The organism is Roseobacter sp. EG26 (assembly GCF_049830555.1).
GTDB lineage: Bacteria > Pseudomonadota > Alphaproteobacteria > Rhodobacterales > Rhodobacteraceae > Roseobacter.
In genome coordinates, this window is the sequence record NZ_JBNBLH010000011.1 from 39,740 (window position 1) to 62,448 (window position 22,709).

Genomic DNA, 22,709 nt, shown 5'->3' on the forward strand with positions numbered 1-22,709 from the left:
AACGTAAATCTCGACCATAGTGAGGTTTCGTGGGGGATCGCGCGGCGCCAATGTCAGAAAATAGATAAAAAACACGCGCCTTTTTTCATCCCATCGACAAAATGTATCACCGTGTCCCGGGAGGATAAAAATGAAAGTAGACCTGTATAATTATATAAGAGCGGCGCAGAAAATGAACCGCCGTCAAATGCTCAAAGGCACGGCCGCAATGGGTGCCGTTGCGATGATGCCCAAAGGCGCGGCGCACGCAGATGGCCATGCCAATGTGCGCGCCGAAATTCTCAAGATACCCGGTGTGGGTGCAGGCTCGCCAACAGACAGCGACTGGCAAAAAGTGGGTGAGATGTGCCTTGGTGCGACCAAGGAAAACGTCACCGAGGGAGAGTTTGCCGGGGTTGAACTGACCTTCATGGGCCTGAACAACCAGAACCTGCACAACTTCCTGTTCCGTGGGTTCCTGAAACCCTGGGAAGCCTACACCGGCGCCAAGATCAACTGGATTGACCTCGCGCAGGCCGACTATAACGCACGCCTGCAACAGTCGATTGCAACCGGCACCGTGGATTTTGACATCGTGGAGATGGGCGCACCGTTTGAGGGCGATGTTCTGGGCCGCGGCATGGCATCCGAGATGCCCGACTGGGTCAAAGAGCAGATCGACATGGACGACTATGTGGATTACCTCAAAGCGCCCGTAGGCACATGGGATGGCAAGACCTACCGTGTGTCCATTGATGGTGATTGCCATACGTTTGCGTATCGTAAGGACTACTTTGGCGAAGGGTCCCTGACGGGACGGGATGTGCCCAAGACGTGGCAGGAAATCAACGAGGTCAGCAAGGAACTGGTCGGCAAGGAAGACCCGCTGACCGGTCTGCCCGCCCATGGCTATCTCGATCCGCTGAAAGGCTGGGGTGGCTTTGGCTTCTATTTCCTGGAAAACCGCGCGTCGGCCTATGCCAAACATCCCAACAGCCCTGCATGGCTCTTTGATCCTGAAACCATGAAACCCATGGTCAACAACCCGGCCTGGGTTCAGGCCATTCAGGACGTCATGGATCTGATCGAAGCAGGCGCTTACCCGGCTGACCAGATCAATGCGGACCCTGGCACAACCGCGTTCCAGCAGTTCCTTGCCGGAACCGGTTCGATGCTGATGTGGTGGGGTGATGTGGGATCCAGCGCGCGCACCTCCGATACATCCGTGGTGGGTGATGTTGTGGGCTTTGGCATCAACCCGGCATCCGACCGTGTCTACAACGCAAAAGACGGCGTTTGGGAAGAAACCCTGAACGAAGCGCCCAACATGGCCTACATCGGCTGGGGCGTGTACGTCATGGCCACCGTGGAAGGCGACGAGAAGAAGAAGAAAGCCGCGTGGTCAGCAGCCGCACATCTGGGCGGCAAGGATCTGTCGCTTTGGGCCTCTGCCTATCCGTCGGGTTTCCAGCCCTACCGTCAATCGCACTTCCAGTTCGAGGAATGGGAAGAAGCAGGATACGACCGGGCCTTCGTCGAGGATTATCTCGGCTCAAACGCGGACAGCTACAACCATCCGAACGCAGCGATTGAGCCCCGTATTCCGGGCATCTTCCAATATTATTCCGTTGCCGAAGATGAGTTGGCCAAGGGCTATGCGGGCCAATACGGCTCCGCTCAGGAGACCGCGGATGCCATTGCGGCGGCTTGGGAAAAGATCACCGATCAGATCGGTCGCGACAGCCAGATTGCACTCTACAAGGCCTCACTTGGTCTCTAGACCGAGCACGTCTTACGAACAGTGCCGAGGGCGCGACACCAACATGTCGCGCCCTTAACGCACCACCGATTTGCATTGAAAATTAAGGGTTAACACCCATGACAGCCCTCGCTAAAGTCAACAGATGAGCACCGAAGGCGACCTTCTGCACACTGTCACTGCTGACAATATTTCCGACAGGCGCCGGGCAACCGGTCGCGCGTTGGTCTGGGGTTCAGCGGCCCTGTTTTTCGGCCTGGCCCTTATGCAATTTGCGCATGACACCGACAGGACAACGCTTGGGTTCGACACCTGGCGCCCTGTCCTTTTTGCCTATCTGCTCTGGGCCACAGCTTTATGTGCCGCACAAGTGATCGTGAACGGTGAAAAAGGCAAACGCACCCTCTTTGTGTTGCCTGCCGCGCTTTTCGTGATCAGCCTGGTCGTCTTCCCGCTGCTCTTTGCGCTCTATATTTCTTTCACTGACTGGAATCTGGCTTCCTTGAATGGCCCGCAGCCCAACGGTTGGGACAACATGCGCCAGATGTGGAGCGATGCCTTCTACTGGAACGCCCTGAAAAACATGGTTTACTACGTGCTCGCGGTCACCGTGGAATACGTGATTGCCTTTGGCCTGGCACTGCTGCTCAACGCCCAGATAAGGGCGCGCAAATTCTTTCGGGTGGTTTTTTTGCTGCCCCTGATGTTGAGCCCGGTGGCGGTCAGCTGGATGGTTGGCAAATCCATGCTGGAGGTACGTTTTGGACCAGTCAGCCGAATTGTCCGTGAGATAGGTTTCGAGCCAAGCTTTTTTGGCACGCCCGAAATTGCGCGTTTCATGATCATGGCGATGGACGCCTGGACCTTCATCCCCTTCATGATGATCATGCTGCTGGCGGGTTTGCAGGCCCTGCCCCGCGAAGTGATCGAGGCCAGCAAAGTCGACGGTGCCACCGGTTGGCAAAGCTTCAAGGAAGTCATTTTCCCACTGATGTTGCCGGTATCCGTGACAGCCATCGTGATCCGGATCATCTTCAAGCTAAAGCTCGCCGACATCATCATCAATGTCACCTCCGGCGGTCCCGGCGGCGCTACGGATTCCGTGACAAGTTTCATTTTTCGTGAGTACCGAGACCGATCCAACGTAGGTTACGGCACATTGCTGGCGATGGTCTATCTGGTGCTGATTGTGATATTCATTACCCTGCTGCTCAAATTGGTCAGCCGCTTCATGGAGCGCCCGGCATGAGCGCGGTTTTCAAGGACCACGAAGCCGACCGGAAAGTGCGGGTCAGGTGGTGGACCAGCCGTATCGCGATCTATACCGCGTTGATCACCTGGGCCATCATCTGCTTCTTTCCGATTTTCTGGACGCTGACCACATCCTTCAAACTTGCGCCCGACGTGATGAAAGGCAACATGATCCCCTGGTGGGACTTCACGCCAAAATGGAAAGGCTGGGAAAGCCTCGGGCTTTCGCCGCGCCTGATCGGAGAGGTTTCCACCGTGCGCGAAGAATTCCTGAAACGCTTCTGGAATTCCGCGATCGTTGCGGTTTCCGCCTCCACGCTGGCGGTCATTCTGGGCTCTTTGGCGGCCTACGGGCTGTCACGGTTTAATTACCGTTTCGGGTTCATGCGTAACTCGGACATCTCGTTTTTCTTTCTCAGCCAGATGATCCTGCCGCCTGTCGTGCTGGCGCTGCCCTTTCTGGTGCTCTATAAATCTCTGGATCTGCTCGACAGCCGCATCGGTCTGATCCTGCTTTACACCCTTATGGTACTGCCCATCGTCATTTGGATCATGCGCGACCAGTTTCAGGGCATTCCGGTCGAACTGGAGGAAGCCGCCCTCGTCGATGGCCTCGGCATTTGGGGCGCTTTTATCCAGATCGTTCTGCCCATTGCCCTACCGGGCATGGTTGCCGCTTTCATTCTCAGCCTCGTGCTTTGCTGGAATGAATATTTCTTTGCCGCTCTTCTGACCGCAACGGACGCAAAAACGCTGCCCGTCATGGTGGCGTCTCAAACCGGATCGCAGGGGATCAACTGGTGGTCGATGGCGGCGTTATCGTCAGCGGCCATCATGCCCCTCGTGATCGTCGCCGTTTTCCTGGAAAAATACATCATCAAGGGCATGGCAGCAGGCGCAGTCAAGTAGGGAGGAAAAGATGGCCTCAACATCACTGGCCGATTATCAGGTGCTGATGGACGGGTCCAAAACCGTCGAATACGATCTGACCAATCCAACCTACCCACGCGCAATTGATGATACATTCATATGGCCGTCGGACCTGCATATCTCTTCAGGTGCGCGCCGGCCCATCCTCATGTTCAACATCCGACCCTACACGGATGTTGAATTCGATGTTTTTCTCAACACGCGGTTCATCGCCGTCGATATGGATTTCAATGCGAGCCACACCCGAAGTCATTCAGAAGTGTTCAGCTTCAGCTCTCCCCTTGCGGCCGGAATTCCGAACAACAATCGCGTGGCCTTCCGCATTAACATGAAAAAGGGGCGTGCACGATTTTCCGATATCGTGATCTGGTATCAGATCAACCGCTAAGCTCAGCGGCTATGTCCTTGGTCTGTTCATAGAGCCTGCGGAACAACACGTAGTGTTTTTCGTAAATCGGATCACCTGCCGCCTCTATGGTCTCCGACACCGGGTTCCACGCGGAAATATCTGCGCGTTTCACCACGCCAATTGCCAATGCAGCGAGAAAGGCATCACCGTAACTCGCGCCGGTCGTTTTTTCGCAAACCACCTGATCAAGTCCACAGATGTCCGATGTTGCCTGTAACCAGAGACGGTTTTGCGTCCCCCCGCCGACAGCCAGTAATCGTTTAGGTCGCTGCCCCAGATCTGCAAAGGTATCCGTTACATGGCGCGTGCCATAGGCGATACCTTCGATGAGCGCGCGGTACATGTCTCCGCGCGTGTGTGTCAGGTTCAGACCAAAGAAAGCACCTTTTGCATTAATGTCATGGATCGGCGTGCGTTCTCCCGAGAAATAGGGCAAAAGCAGGAGCCCATTGGCCCCCGGCGGGGAGGCCATCGCCTCTTGTGCGAGGGCTGAAAAGGCGTCCTCCACCTGCAGATCACGCGCGATATGGTCGCGAAACCAATGGGTCAGCGTGCCGGAAGTCGCCAGCCCGGCCATGGAAGCATGCTCTCCTTCAAAAAGCCAGGGCGCATACCAGATTGCCGGATCACTGACCGGCGACGCGGCTCGCAGAATGATAAAGATGGTGGAGCCATACATCATCATCATGTCGCCTGGGCCGTCGACACCGACCGAGAAAGCCTCCGCCGCCGCGTCGATTGTACCGGCAGTGACCGGTGTTCCCGCGGCCAGCCCCGTTGCTTCGGCGGCTTCGGCCGTAATTTCCCCGGCAATCTCGCCCGACCAGAGCAACCGCGGCAGCTTTTCGAGAGGGATAATATCGTCCGCCAGATCACTCACCCAAGCTTGCGTGGTGACGTCATAAAGCGGAGAGAAATTCGCGGCGGTGTAGTGATCAATCACAACCTCGCCGGTCAGATGCTGCACCAGAAAACTGGTGGACGTCAGGATATGGGCCGTTTTTGCATAAATTTCCGGGCACTCCTGTTTCAGCCACAGGATTTTGGGTCCGACGGACTGCGAGGTCAGCGCGTTGCCACAGCGCGCGATGATCGTCTCCTCTCCGATACGGTCCGTCAGCGCCTGCACCTGCTTTTCTGCACGCCCATCCACGCCATAAAGAACCCCGTTCATCAACGGGTTCCCCTCTTTGTCAACCGGGAGCATGCAGGGTCCAATGGCGCTGCATGCGACAGCGTTTATGTCGCGCGGGTCAATATCGCTTTGCGCCAACAATTGCTGAGAGACAAAAACAAAATCTCCCCACCAATCCTCCTCCGGTCGGTGCTCTGCCCAGCCAGGTTGTGGCACCAACATCTGGTGGCCGCGCGCAGCCTGCGCGATAACAGTCCCCGCGTGATCGACAAGAACTCCCTTGGTTTCAAAGGTGCCGACATCAATGCCGATCGTGTAGGCCATCAGGTGTAATCATCCCTGTCCAGTGAGAAATCCGGTACGATGCGGCTCAGTGCCGCCTCCAGAAGCTGCGTCAGCGCAACAAGGTCATTCACATCACAAACCTCACGGGCCGAATGGGAATAGCGCATTGGAAACCCGACATCTATCGACGCAACGCCTTCACCCACAAGCTGCACATAGGACAGATCGGTCAAAACACCCGTTTGCGCAGAGCGTTGCAACGCGATCCCTTCTGCCTCAGCGGTGGTTTCAAAAAGACGCACCATGGCAGGGTGCGGGATCACGCCGTTAAGTGTCCCGCGTCCGTGAAACGAATAGAGACTGATCCCGGGGCCACCACCCAATACAACATCCCCACGCTCCGCCATATCGGGCGTGTCCGTTGCCAGCATCAGGTCAAGCTGGATCGCGATATCGGGCCGAAGCTGTTGCGCAAGCGGCTGCGCGCCACGCAAGTTGAATTCTTCAAGCACGGTAAATGCTAGATCAACTGGAGGGCCATCCGCGCGGTCTTTGAGGCGTCGCGCCACTTCTAGCAGCACGGCACAGCCGGCCCGGTCATCCACGCTTGTCCCGGCGAGGCGCCCGCCCTGCAATTCGGTCACGTGCGGCGCATAAACGACCGGCGTACCGATCCGAATACCCGCTGCGTCGACCTCCGCCGCCGAAGACATCCCGGTGTCGACGAAAAGCTCCGCGTAGGGCACAACCGTGTATTTTTCGTCCGGGCGGGTCGCGTGATGGCTCTTGTTCGCGATGACACCTGGCACATCGCGCCCTTCCCCGACACATACGAGCACTTCCTGCGCGGCCAAGGCCCGTTCGGGCACGCCCCCCAACCGCTCCAACCTGATCAACCCGTCCGGTTCGATTCGTCTGACGATGAAGCCAAGCTGGTCCATATGGGTGAACAGCATCACGCGCGGCCCTGTGCCAGGGAAATGGGCTGTCAGATTTCCCAGTCTGTCAGTATGGCTCTCGACGCCGATCTCCGTCAGTCGGTCACGCAGATGGCGGCGCACGCGATCCTCATGGCCTGAAAGGCCCGGAACACGCATGAACGCTGCGAGATCATCCTTGATCCTCTGCTTCATGCGCGCGCCCGGCGTACGATATCCATGAATTCCTGGGCGCGGTCCGGGTCGATGGCGTTCCAGGTATCGCCATCGACCTTCAGTGAGGATCCAACGATACAGCCATCAGCGATTGCCAATACATCGGCAACCGTCGCATGTTTGACACCGGTATTGGCCATCACGGGCGTCTGGGGCAGCACATTTTTTACGGCTTCCAGATCCGACAAGGCCGCCGCCTCTCCGGTAATCTGACCCGAGACGAGAATGGCGTCGGGGATGGAAGAAAATACGGCACTCCGCGCGCGATCCGCGAGGCTGCGCTGATCAAGAGAATGGGCAAATTCGGCCGAGACATTGTAGAGCATCGCCATGTCAGAGCGCCCCAGCCGATCACGGTAGCGCATCGCCTTGCCTGCGTCAGGTGTCCAGGGGCCCATATCAGAAGCATATGTGCCCGTGAAAATCTCCCGTACAAAGGCGGCTCCGGTTGCGACCCCCAATGCGATGCTCGACATGGGATCCCACAGCACGTTCACGCCGAATGGCACGGTGATCTCGGACTTCAACGCACCAATGAGCGCGGCCATGGTGGCCGTCGATACAGTATCAACTTCGAATTCGTAGGGTCGGTCATTTTCATTACCGAACATGACCGCATCAAAACCCGCGTCTTGAAGCGCATGCAAATCAGCCCGGGCCAACGCCAATAAGTCAACAGAGGGATCAAATAGCGGCGATCCGGGCAAGGCACCAATATGGACCATCCCAATGACCGGCTTTGCCTGCCCAAAAGCTTCTTTGAATTTTTTCGTCATCAAATATCCTCCGCACCCGACAGTAAGAGGGGCAAAGGGTTCACGCAAAGAGAAACTGGAGTAAGCTGCGTACTAGCCAGTCAAGCCCCCTCACCTGGCAGCAAAGAATAGGAAAGCACCTTCATGAAAATCGACGCGCATCAACATTTCTGGAACCCCGCGCGCGGCGACTACGATTGGATGCCCAAGGACAACGCCATTTTGAACAGACCCTATGCCCCCGGTGACCTCGCGCCAAAACTCGCGAAACACGGATTTGACGGTACCGTGCTCGTTCAGGCGGCCGCAACCGTCGAAGAAACCGAATACATGCTGGGCATGGCGGATGCGACACCCTCCATCAAAGGCGTGGTCGGATGGGTCAATTTCGAGGATGACCGTCAGATTTCGCATCTTCGGCGGCTGGCAGCCCACCCGAAATTCCTGGGCGTAAGGCCCATGATCCAGGACATTGCCGATGTTAACTGGATGCGGCGCGAAGATGTTCAATGGGCCTACCGGGCTCTCATTGATCTTGATCTCACCTTCGATGCGCTGGGATTCCCCAGACATCTGCCAAATTTCCTGAAGCTGGTAAAATCCTATCCGAGCATGAGGGTGGTTCTTGATCATTGCATGAAGCCACAAATCCGAGATCAGCAAGCCGGTGATGATGCGTATTCGGACTGGGCGGAAGGGATATCGCGTCTGGCGGATCAAACCGAAGCGTACTGCAAACTTTCGGGCCTCGTCACGGAAACCCGCGACGGGTGGTCCCTGGAAGATTTGCGCCCCTTTGCCCGACACATCCTGAACGCATTTGGGCCCAGACGGGTTATGTGGGGATCCGACTGGCCGGTCTGTCGGCTACAGACGAGCTATGATGACTGGTATGACCTTGCGATGGGGTTCACGTCGCACCTGACCTTCGACGAACAGGCGGCGATCTTCGGTGATAACGCCGCACGGTTCTATGGTCTTCCCTGATCCCGCAGGAAATCACTGACGACATCCCTCGACAGGGCGGCACGCTGCTCCAAACGGCTGGCAACGTGGCAAGCTGCCGCCGCCTGAGCAAAGTCGATGGCCCCTTCGATGGTTTTGCCGCCGTCGACCGCCGCAGCCAAAGCACCCATAAACATATCCCCCGCACCGTGAGAGGACGTCACCTCAACGCTGAAGCCCGGGTAGGTATTCCCTGCGTAGCACACCCCGTCCGGGCCAAGGGTTGTGAGAACTTTTGGACCGTCTTGTAAATGACGGTAGAACGCGGCTTCCACCCGATTGACGACCAGCAGATCAGTTAACTGAAGCAGCTCAATCGGCAGCGGCCTTGCTGGCGCAGCATTCAACCAGACCCGGGCTCCGGCAGCGCGCGCTTTGTGCGCCACACGAATATTGACATCCTCAGGTACTTCGTTTTGCAATAAAACAAGGGATGTCTGCGTCGGGATTTCAATCTTGTCCGCATCAATCAAGAGGTTAGCCGCCGACACAATTACTGCGCCATAATCACCCTTTGCATCCAGAATGGCCACGCTCATGCCACTTGGGCCGCTATCTCGCTGAAGCTGGGATGTATCGACACCGCCGCTGAGCAATGAAGCCCGGAGCTTATCCCCAAAGGTGTCGCTTCCGGCACGCCCGGCAAAGACGACCGAAGCCCCCATGCGCGCCGCCGAAACCGCCTGATTGCCTCCTTTGCCGCCAAAGACGTAGTCTACGGCTGAGCCCGCTACGGTTTCATCCAGCGATGGCAAATGCGGTGCCCGCACCACCACATCCCAATGCAATGATCCGACGACCAGAAGCGTCACGCCAACATCACCGCCTGCACCAAGCGCATGGCCGCTGGCGCATCCTGACGCGCGATTGCTTTTTTAAGCTGGGCATCCGCCACAAGCCGGCTTGCGATGCGCCGCAGTCGTTCCACCACCTCGATATTGGTACGTGCCTCCTCAACCGGATCCAGACCGGAATGGTCCGGGAAAGTGTCAAAATAGAGCGCCCCATCATAGCCTGCACGCTCAAGTTCAACCAGCAATTCAACGGTTTGTACCGGATGAACCGCGCCGACCATCAGGCCGTTATCCCATTTTCCGTACCCGTCATTCAGGTGCACGCCGAGAATGCGCGAGTGGCGCGCAACAAGTACAGCCGCAAATGCGGGCATCTCATCAGCGTAAAGTACGTGTGCAAAATCAAGCGTCACACCTGTGTTAGGGCGGCCAATTTCCTTGATCGCTAAGAGAGTCGTTGCCACATCCGGCATCAACGCAAAAGCACGCGGCTCATTGGGTTTGTATTCAAGTGAAATGTCGATCGCTGGATTGTGGTCACACACCTCGATGATCGCCTCAATGGTGCGCGCCCAGGCCTGCGCATAATCCATCTGAAAGGAGTAATCAAAACCGTCCTGGCCCATCCAGAGCGTCATCAACCGGCCGCCCATGTCCGCCAGTACATCCAGCCCCCGCTTCGTTTCGTCAATGGCGGCACGGCGCACGGCTGCATCGGGGTGCGTGAACGCGCCCAGCTTGTAGCCCGGATCAGTATAATAACGCATGGCCATACCATTCAGCACCATGCCGTTTTCCATCATGACACGGCCAAGATCATTCGGACGGTCGTCAACAAAATGATCGGGGTAGTTCAAATCCGCTGCCGTGAGGCCCGCTGTTGCAGCACGTTCCAGCAGGTCAGCGGTGGTTATTTTGTTCTTCCCAGGCCAGTAGTCAGCCGCCCCGATCTTGAAGGCATTCAGGCGGGCGGCAAAGCGGGGAGAATTATTATTGTTCATATGAAAGACCCTAGCCCGCCGACAGCTCAAAACGCAATTTTGATGTGGCGGGCACCGCAACCAACGAAAGTCGCAACCAACAAAAACTTTTGCAAAAGCTCGAATTCCCGACGCCCAGCAGCTAACGACGAGGAAGACACGCGTCACGGAGACCTCAGAATTCATGTACTCAGGTAGGTTTTTTCGCACGTTTTGGTTTTGCGTCGGTGTGTTGGCCCTGTTTTTTGGTGGAATCGGGGTCGTGCTGCCCGTCTTGCCAACCACTCCGTTCGTGATTCTGGCGGCCTTTGCCTTTGGCAGGAGTTCTCCTCGCCTCGAGGCGCGGCTGAAGCAAAGCCCGACATTTGGCCCGCTCATTGCGCAATGGCGCGAACACGGCGCGATCGCGCCTCGTCACAAACTCATCGCTGTGGTCATGATGGGCGCTGCACTTGCCCTCAGCTTTGCCCTTGGCGTCAAACCGGCTGTGTTGCTTGTCCAGACCGCTTGCTTGGGGTTGGCGGGGGCTTTCGTTCTGACCCGACCCAGCGGCCCGAGATAAAACGTTTTTCTTAGAGGTCTCAATTGTTTCGTAACGCGGCTCGATAAGCTCTTGGCGACTGACCAGTTTTGGCCTCGAACGTGCGTGTGAAAGCGCTTCGAGATGAAAACCCAACCAGTTCTGCGATGCGCTTCACAGGCAAATCGGATTTGCTCAACAACATGGCTGCCCGCCGCATGCGCAAATCCCGCAAAAGCTCCATCGGCCCCGACCCATAGGCTGCCGAGAACCGCTGGGCAAAAGCAGAGCGGCTCATCCTGACGCTTGTTGCAAGGCTTTCGACCGTGTGTGGCTCCCCCGGAGCGTCCAGCATCTGACGCAGTGCATTCCAGACCGACGGGTCCGCAAGAGCCGCCATCCAGTGAAGAGCCGTATCATTGGCTGCCAGACACTTACGCAACATTTCGATCATGCATTGCATCAAAATCACCCGGATCATTGCACGGCTGCCAAGCCCCGGGCTTGATATCTCGTGCAGAAGTGCTTGCATTGCAGGGTGCATCCTGTTTGACGCCGTCACGGTCTCGACCAGGGGCGCGCGCACCAGATCAATGACATCGCTGATCCCCCGCAGTCCGACGCTGATATGCGCACAAAGGGCGATCAGCTGCCCGTCCTGCGGTGTCGCAGATGTCGCCATCAAGCGGGCCAGGTTCAGCGCCGCTGGCTTGCAATCCGGAATAGGCTCATTGACCGTGCCATAGCTATGCAAGGCGTGGCTCTGCAGTGCCGGGATCAAAACGAGAGATCCGGTCGATACGCGAAGGGATGCCTGACCGTTCAGGGTGATCTCGCCCTCACCCGACAGAATATAGTGCAACGTCGGCGCGGCATCTCGACCGAGTCCAAGATCGCAGCTGCCTCGCAACTCGCACAGGGCGAACGGGTTGGAGGCAATTTCAAGCTCATCGAAAATATGTTCATAGCGCATAGCCTGACAATGCGGCGCGATGGACGAAAAGGCACGAGAATTTTCCCAAGGGGTCAAAAACTGGACAAAAAGAGACATCCCTATGGCTAAATTCTCGAGGTGACCCAAACCTCAGGAGAATAAAATGTGCAATTGCGATGATCACAACCCCAGCCGCAAGGATACTGCAATGTCAAGACGCACCGCCCTGAAAGGCGGCATCGTCGCTGCCGCAGCAACAGCCGCTGGCGCGCAAACTGCCTCCGCACAGGCTGCCAGCCCCTATGCCCCGCCGTCAGAACCGGCGCTGCCGCCGTCCGACATGAAGCTCGACCTCAGCCGTGCGGCATTGGTCGTGACAGATCCTCAGATCGACTTTCTGCACCCCGAGGGCGTAACCTGGGGGGTGATTGGTGCCAGTGTGACCGAGCACAACACCGTTGAGAACATCGAGACACTTTTCAAAGCAGCAAAAGCAGCAAACATCACGGTGGCAGTGTCGCCCCACTATTACTATCCGACCGACCATGGATGGAAATTTGAAGGTGCACTGGAGAAGTTGATGCACAAGATTGGCATGTTCGACAGAAAAGGACCTACCAATCTGGATGGTTTTGAGGGGTCTGGCGCGGATTTCATGCCGCAATACAAACCCTATATTGAAGACGGAAAAACCATCGTAACCTCCCCTCACAAGGTCTACGGAAACGACACCAACGATCTGTCTCTGCAATTGCGCAAACAAGGCGTTGATCAAGTAATCCTGGCGGGTATGTCAGCAAACCTATGCACCGAAAGCCACATGCGTGAATTACTCGAAGATGGTTTTGAGGTTGCCGTCGTGCGCGATGCGACCGCAGCAGCAATGTTACCCGAAGGCGATGGTTATCTCGCGGCGTTGATCAATTTTCGCTATATGGCCAACGCGGTCTGGAGCACGGAAGAAGCAGTGCAAATGATCAGTGCCGCCGGATAATCGACGCTGCGACAGACCGCCCCGAACGGAACCCGGGGCGGTCGACCGTTAGTGTCAAAACCAGCCGCAGATGATGGCGGCGAACAGAACCGGTTTACCTTCACAATTCATATCCGACCCGGCCTGAGAAAAATCTCGATTCACATATTGTAAATTTAGCTACCTACTAGTAGGTATTTCACATCAACAGATTCGAACGAGGTTCTCAAATGAAAGTTTACGATATCGAAGGTTTCCCAAACCCAGCGCGGGTTCGCATTGCGTTGGCGGAAAAAAACGCATCCCAACATGTCGAATTCATTGCCGTTGATGTGATGGCTGGCGAGCATCGGTCCGACGCTTTCAAGGCAAAGAACCCCGATGCCGCGGTGCCCTGCCTAGAATTGGATGATGGGTTCTGCATCTCGCAATGTACAGCCATCACCGAATACATCGATGGCACTTTCGATGGGCCTTCACTGACCGGTAAAACTGCGCGGGAACGTGCGCAAATCTCGATGATGAACCGACGCGCGGAATCCGGCCTGCTTGATGCAGTGGGTGCCTACTTCCACCATGCGACGCCCGGTCTTGGCCCGGATCTTGAGACCTATCAAAACGCGGAGTGGGGTCAGAGACAAAAGGGTAAAGCACTGGAGACCATGGCCTACCTCGACGGTGTTTTGGCGAGAAATGACTACATGGCTGGTGAGACCTTCTCAATGGCCGATATCACCGCATTTGCTGGCCTCATCTTTGCCGACTTCGCCAAGATCGAGGTCCCCTCAGACTTGATTCATCTCTCAGCTTGGCGCACCAAAGTTGCAGCCCGCCCCAGCATTGCCGGCTAAGCCGCGCGGCACCCGATCAGAGGAAAACCAAATATGGAACTGAACGCAGATTTCACCCAGCGGGTTGTCGTGCACTCGGATCAAATGCCGTGGCAAGCCTCCCCGATGCCAGGCGTTGACCGACGTATGCTTGATCGCATCGGTGGCGAGGTGGCCCGCGCCACCACGATTGTGCGCTATGCGCCGGAGAGCCAGTTTTCTGCGCATACACACACAGGTGGTGAGGAATTCATCGTGTTGGATGGCGTCTTTCAGGACGAGCATGGGGACTATCCCGCCGGCACGTATGTGCGCAATCCACCAACCACCAGTCACACCCCCGGTTCCGTGTCGGGATGCACAATCTTTGTCAAGCTATGGCAGTTCGACATGGCTGACCGCAATCAATTCCGCAAGGATATGGCAGGGGAATTGACCACCGCGACGAACGGCATCGCGCAGGCGATACTGCATCAGGACGAAAGAGAGACCGTAAGCTACGTTGTCCTGGATACCGGAGCGCATCTTGCTCTTGAAGCAGAAGGTGGAATCGAAGTGCTGATGATCGACGGCACCATGTCAGAGAGTGGTGAGAAGCTTGAGAAAGGATCCTGGCTGAGGCTCCCCGAAGGGGCTGCGCTGTCTGCAATCGCCGGAAGTCAAGGCGCAAAAGTCTGGATCAAATCAGGCCATTTGCCACATGCCAAGGCCCCAAAACTCTGACGGTATCTCTGGTGCATCGAACGACGTGGGCGGCAAGCGTGTGAAGACCGATGTCCTGATCATCGGGGGTGGTTTGGCGGGGTTGAGCCTGGCAGACCGCCTGAGGGCCGCAGGCCGAGATTTCCAGATCGTCGAGGCCCGCAATCGATTTGGCGGACGGATCAAAACGGAAAGCTTCGGCGGCGCCAGATATGACATGGGCCCTGCATGGTATTGGCCCGGTCAACCGCGCATGGCGGCGCTTGTTAAACGCCTGCGGTTGACCCCGTTCGATCAGTTTTGCACGGGCCTGCTAATTGCCGAGGATGAAGCCGGACGTATTCAGCGAGCCCGGGGGCAAGCCCCTATGCAAGGCTCGATCAGACTGCAGGGAGGCATGCGGGCTTTGACCGATGCCCTTGCTGACGCCATCCCGGAGCAACGAAAGTCTCTCGGCGTATCTGTAACCGGCCTTTCAAAAACAAAGGATGGCGCGACGGCTGATCTGTCGAACGGATTTACGATCACGGCGCGTCAGGTGGTGATAGCGCTTCCCCCGCGTCTCGCAGCAAGCACCATCCGCTTTTCCCCTGCGCTCGACCCGACCGTGGCCCGAGCCATGCAGGCCATTCCCACCTGGATGGCCGGGCAAGCAAAGACCCTTGTGATCTACGATTCCGCATTTTGGCGCGACGCGGGCTTCTCTGGCGATGCCATGAGCCGTCGTGGACCAATGGTAGAGATACACGACGCATCCCCTGCGGAAGACGGCCCCTTTGCGTTGTTCGGGTTCATCGGGTTGCCCGTTGACGCGCGTCGCAACGAGGGCAAGCTCAGTGAAGGAGTGGTGTCGCAGTTGGAACGGTTGTTTGGTTCCGAGGCGCGCAAACCGCGCATCGTTTACATCAAGGATTGGGCGCTAGATCATCGAACGGTAACGCAACAGGATCACGCGCCGCTTTTTGCCCATCCCGCCTACGGTCTTCCTGACGCGATGAAGCATTTGTGGGGCAACACGCTCGTCCTCGGCGGTACCGAAGTAGCGCCCCATTTCGGGGGCTTTCTCGAAGGAGCATTGGAAGCCGCTGAAAATGCGTTTAATGACCTGAATACCTAACAGATGGGTGCTCTCGTCATGCCAACCGACACGAAAACGGCTCTACTCGATTCAGCAGAACGCGCCGCGCGCAGCCAGGGTTTTGATGGTTTCAGCTATGCCGATCTGGCTGAGGATGTCGGCATTCGCAAGGCCAGTATCCACCATCATTTTGCCACCAAGGCCGCTCTTTCAGTGGCCATGATGCAGCGATATCGCCTGGGACTAGAGAGCGCCTGTCAACAAATCGACGACACCCATACATCCGGGCGGGATCGGCTGCTGGCGCTTGTTGGCGTCTATCGTGACGCGCTGAGAGGTGGAAAAAGTCTTTGCCTATGCGTCTCCTTCTCTGCCAGCAGGGCAAGTCTTCATCGCGACGTCATCGCGGAGATCAAACTTTTCCGCCTGATGATGCTGAAGTGGATCACTACCGTATTCGAGCTTGGGAAAAGCGATGGCACAATTCGCGGGGTCTCTGACCCGGAGCGCGAAGCCGCCGCGGCCCTGTCCTTGCTGGAAGGCGCGCAACTCGCCGCTCGCGCAGAGGAAGACATGGCCCTTTACGAAAAGGCGCTGAGCCTGCTTTTGGATCGAACGCATTGATCATTGACGGCAGTTCGTCGCCTCACCGACCGGCGAAGAACGCGCCTGTCCGCATTTGACCCCGGCGGCAGCAGGGACCTCTGCCCGCGGCGCATAGGATCAGATTCTCGTTTGCGTTGAGTAATTTCATTGCTTTTCAGACGTGTACGGTAGTAATAATTCCCATTAACCAGTTAGTTGTACTTTTTCGACCACCCCCCATCCCCAGTGAATGCGCATTGGACGATGAGATTTTCAGGGCTTGGTTGTTAGGATATTGGACATGGAAAACGGCACTTCAGGCGCGATTACGTGGCGCCCTCTCGGGCTCGACGATATTTCACGTATCAGCGATTGGTTCTGGAATTTTGCGGACGCTGCCCTTTTCGACAGATCCCTCCCCATGCCGATCAGCGAAGATGCATTGCAGCAAAACTGGCGGAAATCCATGCTTTGCGAGGGCATTCCCTGCGCCTATTGGTTTATCGCCGAAGACGAAAATCAGGAGCCGCTTGGAATTGCCGGCCTGGAATCGGTGAATTACATCCAAGGCGACGCCGTGTTGCCGTTTTTCGTCGCGCGCGATTTCCGACAAAAAGGGCTGGCCACCGCGATGACCATCTCAATCCTGGATCTGGCGTTCAGACAACTGCGGTTGCACCGCGTGACAACCTTTTTTCGGGATGACAACGCAGCGACACAACGCGCGCTCCAAAAGGTAGGGTTTTCCGAAGAAGGTCGTTTCCGCGAGGGCTGGTTTTCGAATGGCGTCAGAAAAGATATCGTTATCGCTGGTATTCTGAGCTCAGAATGGATAGCGAACCGACATCAGGTGGTTGAGAATGTGACCGAATCCTGCAAGCTATCGTTTGTACCGACCTGTTGGAAAGAGGAACGTGAATAACACCGCTCAAAATGCTGGGTCTGAAAAGAATCTAAGGCGGCGCCTTGTGGCGGTCGTCTTTGCCGACGTCGCGAATTTCAGCAGTATGATGAGTGTCGACGAGGTCGGAACAACGATCTCGGTAGCAGGCAGGCTCGAAAAATTCCGCGACGCGATCCGATCCTATTCCGGCGAGTTCAAGGGGTCGGCAGGTGACAACGCCTTCATGGTCTTTGAAAGCGCTGTGGATGCCGTCACCTTTGCAATCGAAATGCAGAAAATCCTTGCCGGTGAAAACGACGGCCTGCCCGAAGAGGAGCAGGTCTGGTTCCGATTTGGGATAAACCTTGGTGAAATTCTCATCAGCGGTGACGAGATCACTGGCGAAAGCATCAATATCGCCGCCCGGATCGAAGCCTTTGCCGCGCCCGGTCAGGTTTGCATTTCCGGTGCGGCCTACGACCATGTCTGCAACAAACTGAAATACGGCTATGAGTACCTTGGCGGTCAGGATTTCAAAAACATCGGCCGGACCATTGACGTTTTTCAGGTTCATGAAAACCCGACGACGGCGGCAATGACACCGGGGCTAAGGCGCAATCTGGAAAATTCAGCGGAGTTCAAAGAACGCCCCGTTGCCAACCAGTCCATCGTCGTTTTGCCTTTTGGCTTTCAGGGCAGCAATCAGGACGACCAGTGGTTTGCAGAGGGCTTGACAGAAGATGTGACGACCAATCTGTCGCGGTTTCAGGAGTTTTTCGTGATTGCCCGCGGATCAGCGAACATGTTTGCTGACCGCTCAAAATCACCCGCGCAGGCGGCGCGCGAATTGGGCGTTCGCTACGCTGTCGATGGCACCGTGCGCAAAGCCGGTTCAAGGATACGCATTACGCTGCAATTGCTGGATGCCCTTCAGGACAGGACGATCTGGGGTGAGCACTACAATCGAGACGTCGAAGATATCTTCGATTTGCAGGACGAGATCACGCAGATCATCGTATCGGCCACCGCTGCCAGAATTGAGGCGACGGAACGCGAGAGGATGCGCCTGCTGCCACCTGCTAATCTCATGGCTTACGGATTTGTGCTCAAGGGGCACCGACATGTTCTGAAATACACGCAGCCGGAAGTGCGTCATGCGCGCGATCTCTACGAGAACGCAATTGGAAGTGATGCGCGCTACGCCCGTGCGTATGCCGCAAAATCCAGAACCTACAATCTGGATTGGCGCTATGACTGGGCCGAAAAACCCGACATTGCTTTAGATGATGCGCTGAGCTTCGCCCGTGAAGCGATTGATCTCGACGAATCCGATGCGCGCGGATTTGGAGAGCTGGGCTTTGCACATCTGTACCGCAAAGAGCACGACGCGGCGATCAACGCCTACGACCGCGCTCTGAAACTCAATCCCAATGATGCCGACTTGATGTCAGACATGGCTGACGCTCTTGCACATACGGGACGCTCGGAAGAAGCCATTGAATTGCTGCACAAGGCGATGCGTCTCAACCCGTTCTACCCTGACCAATACATCTGGCATCTGGGCGGGGCCTATTTCAACCTGAAGCGCTATGAAGACGCGATCAGCACGATCAAGAAGATGCAAAATCCTACCGAAGGCCGGCGCATCCTTGCTGCAAGCTACGGCCATCTTGGCATGACGAAAGAGGCGAACGCCCAAGCAGAGCTTGTACGTCAGGCGCACCCCAACTTCTCCGTTGATCGCTGGGCCGATGTCCAACCCGACAAATTCGAGGAAGATGTGCACCACTTCCTCGATGGGTTAAAACGCGCGGGCCTTTAGAAGCGGAATGCCAGCTTAGTCGCTGGCGTCTCCACGCGCTCCGCTGATACGTGCGCCCGAGACACGGGCTCCGGACACACGGGCGCCTGAGACGCGCGCGCCGGATACACGGGCACCAGAGACGCCACTCGCACCCTCGGACATCATTTCGAGTAAAAGCGTTTCGAACTTGCCTTGGTCGAGGGCAAGACGAACGGTTTCATCCGTCCGCTTCACAGTCCACGCACGCAGTTCCTTGAAGAATTTGACATTCTTCTCGTTCGGTCCGGGAACGGCCACGTCGGCTGCCTTTTCACTATCCCCTTTGACCAAGTAAAGGACGGGTGTCGGAATTTCGTAATAAACCCCGTCGTAGGTGAACCCATAAATACGAGCAAATTGCTCTTCTTTTTTGCTTAAAACATTGTCGCCGCTTGTAACGGATACGACGGCAAGGTCTTCGACTTCGCGTCCGAACAAGACCACCGCCTCGGATGTATAAAGTGTTTCTGACATAGTGTTTTTCCCTTTGGGAGCAAAAACCGCCCCCATTCATTCGCGTGTATACAAGTATTAACCTATTCTTTGTTTTCAGTCCATTGGAACCATCGTACGCACTGAATTCGCATGGCTGTCCTTACCCAGCGGTTTAAGTTGCGGACCCACATCTACATATCCGATGTCCCGAAGCTTGAAGTTGCCGCGGATCAGACGCTCAAAACGCCCGCCGGTGTGTTCCTGATCCACCTCCAGAAAAATCTCGGCAATGTCGACGAAGTTCAGGTCGCGCCTGTTAATTCTCTGCCAGGTATCGGCAAGATAGGTTCCCAAAATGTCACGCGCATCCAGCAAGGCCAGCTTGAATTTATCCGGCTGGGCCGCGTAGGCCTCGTCAAAAAGCTCCTGCATGACCGGTGCGTAATCAGCCGTAGCAAGCAACTGATCCGATAGATCCTCCATTTCTGCAGAAATCGCGCCGTAATCGAGCAGCATTTCGTGAAAAAGGTCTACCAAAATGTCAAAGAAGGCACCCGTAAGAGGCTGTGACAGATGGTGTTCCTTGACCCATCCTTTGGCAAACTCACCAAGACGTTTGTCATTGGCCGCAATCCTGATTTGCTTGTTATCTGAAAGCTCCGCGATCCGGTTCACGGCATTCAACATGTAAAGATTGCCATGGGTATTTTCCAACAGCAGATCAACAAGCGAATTGAAGTGCAGCGATGAAATCAGCGCCACAAGATCAGCAGCACTTTCATGAAAACCGAAATACTCACCGGTGACATTTTCCGGGTCCGGGACGCCCACTTCGGAGTAGATGATCGCATGCCCAAGTTCATGGGCGATGACATCAAAATTCAGACTGAAGGGTTTGTACCCACCGTTCTTCCGGTCCCCGCCCATCTCTATGAAGCCATAGCCGGAATAGGCATTTTCAAGTGATGGCAAAATTGTCAGTTCAACACGGTCGTGGGTCTTGTCACTTTGCCACGGGATGATGCGACCGAAGTATTCCTCCCAAATATCCATGACGAAACGAACAGTGCCGAAGAGATGCGCTGTTTCAAACTGCGGCGTCCCCGGCTCAAGGTAATCGAAATGGCCCTCAGCGTCCGGCATCGCGGGCGCTTCGATAGCCCCCATCCATGGTGGGGCCAGAACATCAGAACCATCGGGCGAAATCCCATAGGGCTGCTTTTTGCCAATCGGAAAAATCGTGTACATGCGATCATCCGATGGACCCGGAGCCAAAGTCCCCGCAATCGAAGAAACAACGACCGTTTCCGGTTCGGAAAAACTGTCCAGAAAATGTGGCTGGGGAAACAGCCGGAAACGTGTTCCTTCCATGACGCAGGCTCCGCAATCCGCTCAGTAACAGCTTAGGGCTACAGCAAAATCTCCCATCCGTCTATTCGCCCCCACATGCTCAATCACCAAAAAGGCGGTATCCCCCTCCTTTCGGTATTGGCGTATTTGCCGCGCGTCTTCGCCAGTTCTTGATGGCGTTGAGCCATAGATCCGTTTCTTCAAAGTGAAAATCGGCGGTCGGCGCGTCAAATCTCATCTCAGACAGTCGCGCCAATAGCTCAGCTGCATCCTGTTGCTTTTGATCGACTTCATGATGACGAACCCAATCGCGCAGTTCCCGGCACTTGTCAGGTGAGAGATTTGCCGAGCCTACAGCCTCAAAAACGCTTTCCCACGTCCGCACCTTGTAGAACTGCGATTTTGCCAGATCAGTTGCATATTGCGCTTGGGTCATCGTGATGACCCCCGCTGTCGCTGCGGCCTCCAGTGTCGCGCGGGCATTGACCATGGCAAGGTTTAGCGCCGGATACCCGACCTCTGCCGGTCCATGCAGCAGGGCGACTTCATCGTCGTCTTCCAACACACCGTCGCGAAACGCCTGGTAGATATTTCCGACGCCCTGCATCCCGAAAACATCCAACTCCGCTGCGCGTAAAGCCCCCATGCTCGCAGCCCCCAAAACCGCGACACCTTGCGACAAGGCCCACAGGATTTCCTTGTGCCAAACCGAAGGAACACCTTCAAAGAAACCGTCTATAATGCCAATGGCTGCGGGGTTTTCCAGACAAGCCAGAAACACATCCCCCTGTTGCACGGGGGGACGCAGGTCAATTTCAGTTTCGATTTGGTCTGCTACGCCCACGATCGATGGTCCGGCAAACACAATCATTCTGCCGGACCTCTGTCTGAAACAGCTTGTACCCGCGGACCCGGAACATAGGCGGAATCGTCATGTGGGGCTTCGAGACCGGGTATGATGATCCGCACGACCGGTATCTGAAACTCGTCACGGGTCAGATCAACCATGCCGATTTCTTCGATACCAACCAACGCCAACCGGTCCTTCAGCCAATCCAAATCCGCTTGCAGGTCAGAATTGGCTGGCCCTGCCAAAGCGTTGAAAGCTCTCATATTGCCCGAAACACCTCTCAGGTGAGAAAACGCCTCTGCTTTCTGTTCGCGCCCGATATCGCTGTATTCATCATGGAAAAGGTCTTCGCGCGCGCCCGTGATATAATTCAGCCGCGTCTGGGCAGCCTCATTGAGCGCTCTGTGCAAGGCGATCTTGGGGTTGGGATGGGTTCCTGAACCCAACCCGAGGTGATCGCCCTGTTTTTCGACGTCATTTATCACGCACAAATAGCTGGGCACGCCGATATCGGAAGTCACATCCCAAACAGCGCACTCCACGCCGGCACCTTCGATTTTCGCCAATGTGTCCAGGAGAGCGCCATCCGTAATTGTTGTTAAATCAAGGCGTGTTGCCTGTTGTTTTTCAATGGTTTGATGGTGCCAGATCGCCAATGCATCCCGTTCGACAACCTCGCAAATGCCATGGCAGATCGCTTCGAGAAGGTGATTGCCCGAGGCCAAACCGTTGGTGCTCGCCGGGAAAATGCCCGCATCCGCGGACACCGGATGGGTGTAGTCGGCATGGACCATCTCTAGCGGCACCAGTTTTTTCTGCCCACTCACCAGATCCTGCGCCGTGATCCAATGCAAACGCATTGTGCGCTTCACAGGGCCCTCAGGCGTTCGCGGTAATCGGCCGAGGTCAATGAACTCGTGGCGCGCCGCCAGATCATCCACGCTTGCAAAATAGACCATCTCAGTGATGTGTTCCGCATGCCAGATCTCAATGGCTTCCATCACGGCAGAGGCTTTCGCATGCGCCAGCGTTCTACCCTTACCTTGTGAAATCGCGATAGATCGGGCGTTTGGGCGCACGGCAACGACAACAGGCAAGGAAAGACTGTCCAATCCAGTCACATTGGCAACGCGGGTAATACCAAACTTGTGCTTCAGAGGCAGAATTCGCGCCAGTGTTTCTTCGGCGGAACAAACGCGTTGCAGTTCCTGTCCGGGATATTTCGTGCTGTTACCGAAATCCATCTGTCATCCGTTGCTGCCGGTCCTGCATCCTTCAAAGCACAATTCG

At 56.1% G+C, this 22,709-nt stretch carries 23 protein-coding genes and 1 pseudogene; 14 read left to right on the forward strand and 10 right to left on the reverse strand.

All coding sequences use genetic code 11. The annotated features are described in order from the left end of the window. The first annotated feature begins 130 nt into the window (after positions 1-130). From ACOTTU_RS20155 to ACOTTU_RS20170, 4 genes are all read left to right on the forward strand, one after another. Positions 131-1,759, forward strand: a complete 1,629-nt coding sequence (locus ACOTTU_RS20155; RefSeq protein WP_425660554.1) for an extracellular solute-binding protein — start codon at positions 131-133, stop codon at positions 1,757-1,759. Positions 1,760-1,883: 124 nt separating this feature from the next. After that, positions 1,884-2,987 (forward strand): carbohydrate ABC transporter permease, encoded by a 1,104-nt coding sequence (locus ACOTTU_RS20160; protein ID WP_425660556.1) that lies wholly within the window; start codon positions 1,884-1,886, stop codon positions 2,985-2,987. Then, positions 2,984-3,898, forward strand: a complete 915-nt coding sequence (locus tag ACOTTU_RS20165; protein ID WP_425660558.1) for a carbohydrate ABC transporter permease — start codon at positions 2,984-2,986, stop codon at positions 3,896-3,898. Before ACOTTU_RS20160 ends, ACOTTU_RS20165 begins: the two co-directional genes overlap by 4 nt. Positions 3,899-3,908: 10 nt before the next feature. Continuing rightward, positions 3,909-4,307 (forward strand): hypothetical protein, encoded by a 399-nt coding sequence (locus ACOTTU_RS20170; RefSeq protein ID WP_298920033.1) that lies wholly within the window; start codon positions 3,909-3,911, stop codon positions 4,305-4,307. Here the strand turns inward: ACOTTU_RS20170 and ACOTTU_RS20175 are convergent. Genes ACOTTU_RS20175 through ACOTTU_RS20185 form a run of 3 tightly spaced genes read right to left on the reverse strand, consistent with a single transcriptional unit; the run spans position 4,297 to position 7,678 of the window. After that, a complete protein-coding gene (locus ACOTTU_RS20175; RefSeq protein ID WP_425660561.1) occupies positions 4,297-5,787 on the reverse strand; it encodes an FGGY-family carbohydrate kinase in 1,491 nt (496 codons plus the stop codon). The two genes, ACOTTU_RS20170 and ACOTTU_RS20175, sit on opposite strands and share 11 nt — an antisense overlap. Beyond that, positions 5,787-6,881: a M42 family metallopeptidase gene (locus ACOTTU_RS20180; protein WP_425660563.1), complete on the reverse strand. Its 1,095-nt coding sequence runs from the start codon at positions 6,879-6,881 to the stop codon at positions 5,787-5,789. The genes ACOTTU_RS20175 and ACOTTU_RS20180 overlap by 1 nt, the downstream gene beginning before the upstream one ends. Continuing rightward, positions 6,878-7,678, reverse strand: coding sequence for a BtpA/SgcQ family protein (locus ACOTTU_RS20185; protein WP_425660565.1), 801 nt, complete (start codon positions 7,676-7,678; stop codon positions 6,878-6,880). The genes ACOTTU_RS20180 and ACOTTU_RS20185 overlap by 4 nt, the downstream gene beginning before the upstream one ends. Positions 7,679-7,801: 123 nt before the next feature. Between ACOTTU_RS20185 and ACOTTU_RS20190 the strand changes: the two genes are divergently transcribed. After that, complete coding sequence (locus ACOTTU_RS20190; protein ID WP_425660567.1) at positions 7,802-8,644, forward strand: amidohydrolase family protein; 843 nt, start codon at positions 7,802-7,804, stop codon at positions 8,642-8,644. Here the strand turns inward: ACOTTU_RS20190 and ACOTTU_RS20195 are convergent. Together ACOTTU_RS20195 and ACOTTU_RS20200 are read right to left on the reverse strand one after the other, a co-directional pair. After that, complete coding sequence (locus ACOTTU_RS20195) at positions 8,629-9,474, reverse strand: PfkB family carbohydrate kinase (protein ID WP_425660569.1); 846 nt, start codon at positions 9,472-9,474, stop codon at positions 8,629-8,631. The genes ACOTTU_RS20190 and ACOTTU_RS20195 overlap by 16 nt on opposite strands. Continuing rightward, the gene (locus ACOTTU_RS20200) at positions 9,471-10,457 is read right to left on the reverse strand and encodes a sugar phosphate isomerase/epimerase family protein (protein WP_425660571.1); all 987 of its coding nucleotides are present in this window, start codon (positions 10,455-10,457) and stop codon (positions 9,471-9,473) included. The genes ACOTTU_RS20195 and ACOTTU_RS20200 overlap by 4 nt, the downstream gene beginning before the upstream one ends. A gap of 163 nt (positions 10,458-10,620) precedes the next feature. Here ACOTTU_RS20200 and ACOTTU_RS20205 point away from each other — a divergent pair, with 163 nt between their 5' ends. Then, positions 10,621-10,998, forward strand: a complete 378-nt coding sequence (locus tag ACOTTU_RS20205) for a YbaN family protein (RefSeq protein WP_425660573.1) — start codon at positions 10,621-10,623, stop codon at positions 10,996-10,998. A gap of 19 nt (positions 10,999-11,017) precedes the next feature. Here the strand turns inward: ACOTTU_RS20205 and ACOTTU_RS20210 are convergent, their stop codons facing one another. Continuing rightward, a complete protein-coding gene (locus ACOTTU_RS20210) occupies positions 11,018-12,007 on the reverse strand; it encodes an AraC family transcriptional regulator (RefSeq protein WP_425660575.1) in 990 nt (329 codons plus the stop codon). Positions 12,008-12,098: 91 nt separating this feature from the next. On the opposite strand from ACOTTU_RS20210, the gene ACOTTU_RS20215 reads away from it, so the two are divergent. The 8 genes and pseudogenes from ACOTTU_RS20215 to ACOTTU_RS20250 all read left to right on the forward strand — a co-directional run bounded on the left by ACOTTU_RS20215 (position 12,099) and on the right by ACOTTU_RS20250 (position 18,763). Continuing rightward, the gene (locus tag ACOTTU_RS20215; RefSeq protein ID WP_425660577.1) at positions 12,099-12,884 is read left to right on the forward strand and encodes a cysteine hydrolase; all 786 of its coding nucleotides are present in this window, start codon (positions 12,099-12,101) and stop codon (positions 12,882-12,884) included. Positions 12,885-13,093: 209 nt separating this feature from the next. Then, positions 13,094-13,714: a glutathione S-transferase gene (locus ACOTTU_RS20220; protein ID WP_425660579.1), complete on the forward strand. Its 621-nt coding sequence runs from the start codon at positions 13,094-13,096 to the stop codon at positions 13,712-13,714. Between the two features lie 33 nt (positions 13,715-13,747). Continuing rightward, complete coding sequence (locus ACOTTU_RS20225) at positions 13,748-14,416, forward strand: cupin domain-containing protein (protein ID WP_425660581.1); 669 nt, start codon at positions 13,748-13,750, stop codon at positions 14,414-14,416. Next, positions 14,394-15,512 (forward strand): flavin monoamine oxidase family protein, encoded by a 1,119-nt coding sequence (locus ACOTTU_RS20230; protein WP_425660583.1) that lies wholly within the window; start codon positions 14,394-14,396, stop codon positions 15,510-15,512. Before ACOTTU_RS20225 ends, ACOTTU_RS20230 begins: the two co-directional genes overlap by 23 nt. 3 nt (positions 15,513-15,515) lie before the next feature. After that, positions 15,516-16,097, forward strand: a complete 582-nt coding sequence (locus ACOTTU_RS20235) for a TetR/AcrR family transcriptional regulator (RefSeq protein WP_425660585.1) — start codon at positions 15,516-15,518, stop codon at positions 16,095-16,097. A 262-nt stretch (positions 16,098-16,359) separates the two neighbouring features. Continuing rightward, the gene (locus ACOTTU_RS20240) at positions 16,360-16,980 is read left to right on the forward strand and encodes a GNAT family N-acetyltransferase (RefSeq protein WP_425660587.1); all 621 of its coding nucleotides are present in this window, start codon (positions 16,360-16,362) and stop codon (positions 16,978-16,980) included. A gap of 88 nt (positions 16,981-17,068) precedes the next feature. Further along, positions 17,069-17,386: pseudogene (locus ACOTTU_RS20245) on the forward strand (adenylyl cyclase); the annotation flags it as partial. Positions 17,387-18,028: 642 nt separating this feature from the next. Next, positions 18,029-18,763, forward strand: coding sequence for a tetratricopeptide repeat protein (locus ACOTTU_RS20250; RefSeq protein WP_425660682.1), 735 nt, complete (start codon positions 18,029-18,031; stop codon positions 18,761-18,763). Positions 18,764-18,778: 15 nt separating this feature from the next. On the opposite strand, the gene ACOTTU_RS20255 is transcribed toward ACOTTU_RS20250, so the two are convergent. The 4 genes from ACOTTU_RS20255 to ACOTTU_RS20270 form a co-directional block, all read right to left on the reverse strand. Then, positions 18,779-19,258 (reverse strand): hypothetical protein, encoded by a 480-nt coding sequence (locus ACOTTU_RS20255; protein ID WP_298920065.1) that lies wholly within the window; start codon positions 19,256-19,258, stop codon positions 18,779-18,781. A gap of 75 nt (positions 19,259-19,333) precedes the next feature. Further along, on the reverse strand, positions 19,334-20,590 hold the full coding sequence (locus tag ACOTTU_RS20260; RefSeq protein WP_425660589.1) for a hypothetical protein: 1,257 nt from the start codon (positions 20,588-20,590) through the stop codon (positions 19,334-19,336). A 79-nt stretch (positions 20,591-20,669) separates the two neighbouring features. Then, positions 20,670-21,413, reverse strand: coding sequence for a TfuA-like protein (locus tag ACOTTU_RS20265; protein WP_425660591.1), 744 nt, complete (start codon positions 21,411-21,413; stop codon positions 20,670-20,672). Positions 21,414-21,436: 23 nt separating this feature from the next. Then, the gene (locus tag ACOTTU_RS20270) at positions 21,437-22,663 is read right to left on the reverse strand and encodes a YcaO-like family protein (RefSeq protein WP_425660593.1); all 1,227 of its coding nucleotides are present in this window, start codon (positions 22,661-22,663) and stop codon (positions 21,437-21,439) included. Positions 22,664-22,709: the final 46 nt, after the last annotated feature.

What these genes read in the sequence shown, in the direction of transcription:
- ACOTTU_RS20225 (WP_425660581.1), top strand. Translation starts at nt 13,748, where the DNA reads ATGGAACTGAACGCAGATTTCACCCAGCGGGTTGTCGTGCACTCGGAT.
- ACOTTU_RS20175 (WP_425660561.1), bottom strand. Translation starts at nt 5,787, where the DNA reads ATGGCCTACACGATCGGCATTGATGTCGGCACCTTTGAAACCAAGGGA.
- ACOTTU_RS20240 (WP_425660587.1), top strand. Translation starts at nt 16,360, where the DNA reads ATGGAAAACGGCACTTCAGGCGCGATTACGTGGCGCCCTCTCGGGCTC.
- ACOTTU_RS20260 (WP_425660589.1), bottom strand. Translation starts at nt 20,590, where the DNA reads ATGGAAGGAACACGTTTCCGGCTGTTTCCCCAGCCACATTTTCTGGAC.
- ACOTTU_RS20270 (WP_425660593.1), bottom strand. Translation starts at nt 22,663, where the DNA reads ATGGATTTCGGTAACAGCACGAAATATCCCGGACAGGAACTGCAACGC.
- ACOTTU_RS20155 (WP_425660554.1), top strand. Translation starts at nt 131, where the DNA reads ATGAAAGTAGACCTGTATAATTATATAAGAGCGGCGCAGAAAATGAAC.
- ACOTTU_RS20250 (WP_425660682.1), top strand. Translation starts at nt 18,029, where the DNA reads ATGGCTTACGGATTTGTGCTCAAGGGGCACCGACATGTTCTGAAATAC.
- ACOTTU_RS20190 (WP_425660567.1), top strand. Translation starts at nt 7,802, where the DNA reads ATGAAAATCGACGCGCATCAACATTTCTGGAACCCCGCGCGCGGCGAC.
- ACOTTU_RS20185 (WP_425660565.1), bottom strand. Translation starts at nt 7,678, where the DNA reads ATGACGAAAAAATTCAAAGAAGCTTTTGGGCAGGCAAAGCCGGTCATT.
- ACOTTU_RS20180 (WP_425660563.1), bottom strand. Translation starts at nt 6,881, where the DNA reads ATGAAGCAGAGGATCAAGGATGATCTCGCAGCGTTCATGCGTGTTCCG.
- ACOTTU_RS20160 (WP_425660556.1), top strand. Translation starts at nt 1,884, where the DNA reads ATGAGCACCGAAGGCGACCTTCTGCACACTGTCACTGCTGACAATATT.
- ACOTTU_RS20205 (WP_425660573.1), top strand. Translation starts at nt 10,621, where the DNA reads ATGTACTCAGGTAGGTTTTTTCGCACGTTTTGGTTTTGCGTCGGTGTG.
- ACOTTU_RS20170 (WP_298920033.1), top strand. Translation starts at nt 3,909, where the DNA reads ATGGCCTCAACATCACTGGCCGATTATCAGGTGCTGATGGACGGGTCC.
- ACOTTU_RS20165 (WP_425660558.1), top strand. Translation starts at nt 2,984, where the DNA reads ATGAGCGCGGTTTTCAAGGACCACGAAGCCGACCGGAAAGTGCGGGTC.
- ACOTTU_RS20210 (WP_425660575.1), bottom strand. Translation starts at nt 12,007, where the DNA reads ATGTCTCTTTTTGTCCAGTTTTTGACCCCTTGGGAAAATTCTCGTGCC.
- ACOTTU_RS20220 (WP_425660579.1), top strand. Translation starts at nt 13,094, where the DNA reads ATGAAAGTTTACGATATCGAAGGTTTCCCAAACCCAGCGCGGGTTCGC.
- ACOTTU_RS20215 (WP_425660577.1), top strand. Translation starts at nt 12,099, where the DNA reads ATGTCAAGACGCACCGCCCTGAAAGGCGGCATCGTCGCTGCCGCAGCA.
- ACOTTU_RS20200 (WP_425660571.1), bottom strand. Translation starts at nt 10,457, where the DNA reads ATGAACAATAATAATTCTCCCCGCTTTGCCGCCCGCCTGAATGCCTTC.
- ACOTTU_RS20230 (WP_425660583.1), top strand. Translation starts at nt 14,394, where the DNA reads ATGCCAAGGCCCCAAAACTCTGACGGTATCTCTGGTGCATCGAACGAC.
- ACOTTU_RS20255 (WP_298920065.1), bottom strand. Translation starts at nt 19,258, where the DNA reads ATGTCAGAAACACTTTATACATCCGAGGCGGTGGTCTTGTTCGGACGC.
- ACOTTU_RS20235 (WP_425660585.1), top strand. Translation starts at nt 15,516, where the DNA reads ATGGGTGCTCTCGTCATGCCAACCGACACGAAAACGGCTCTACTCGAT.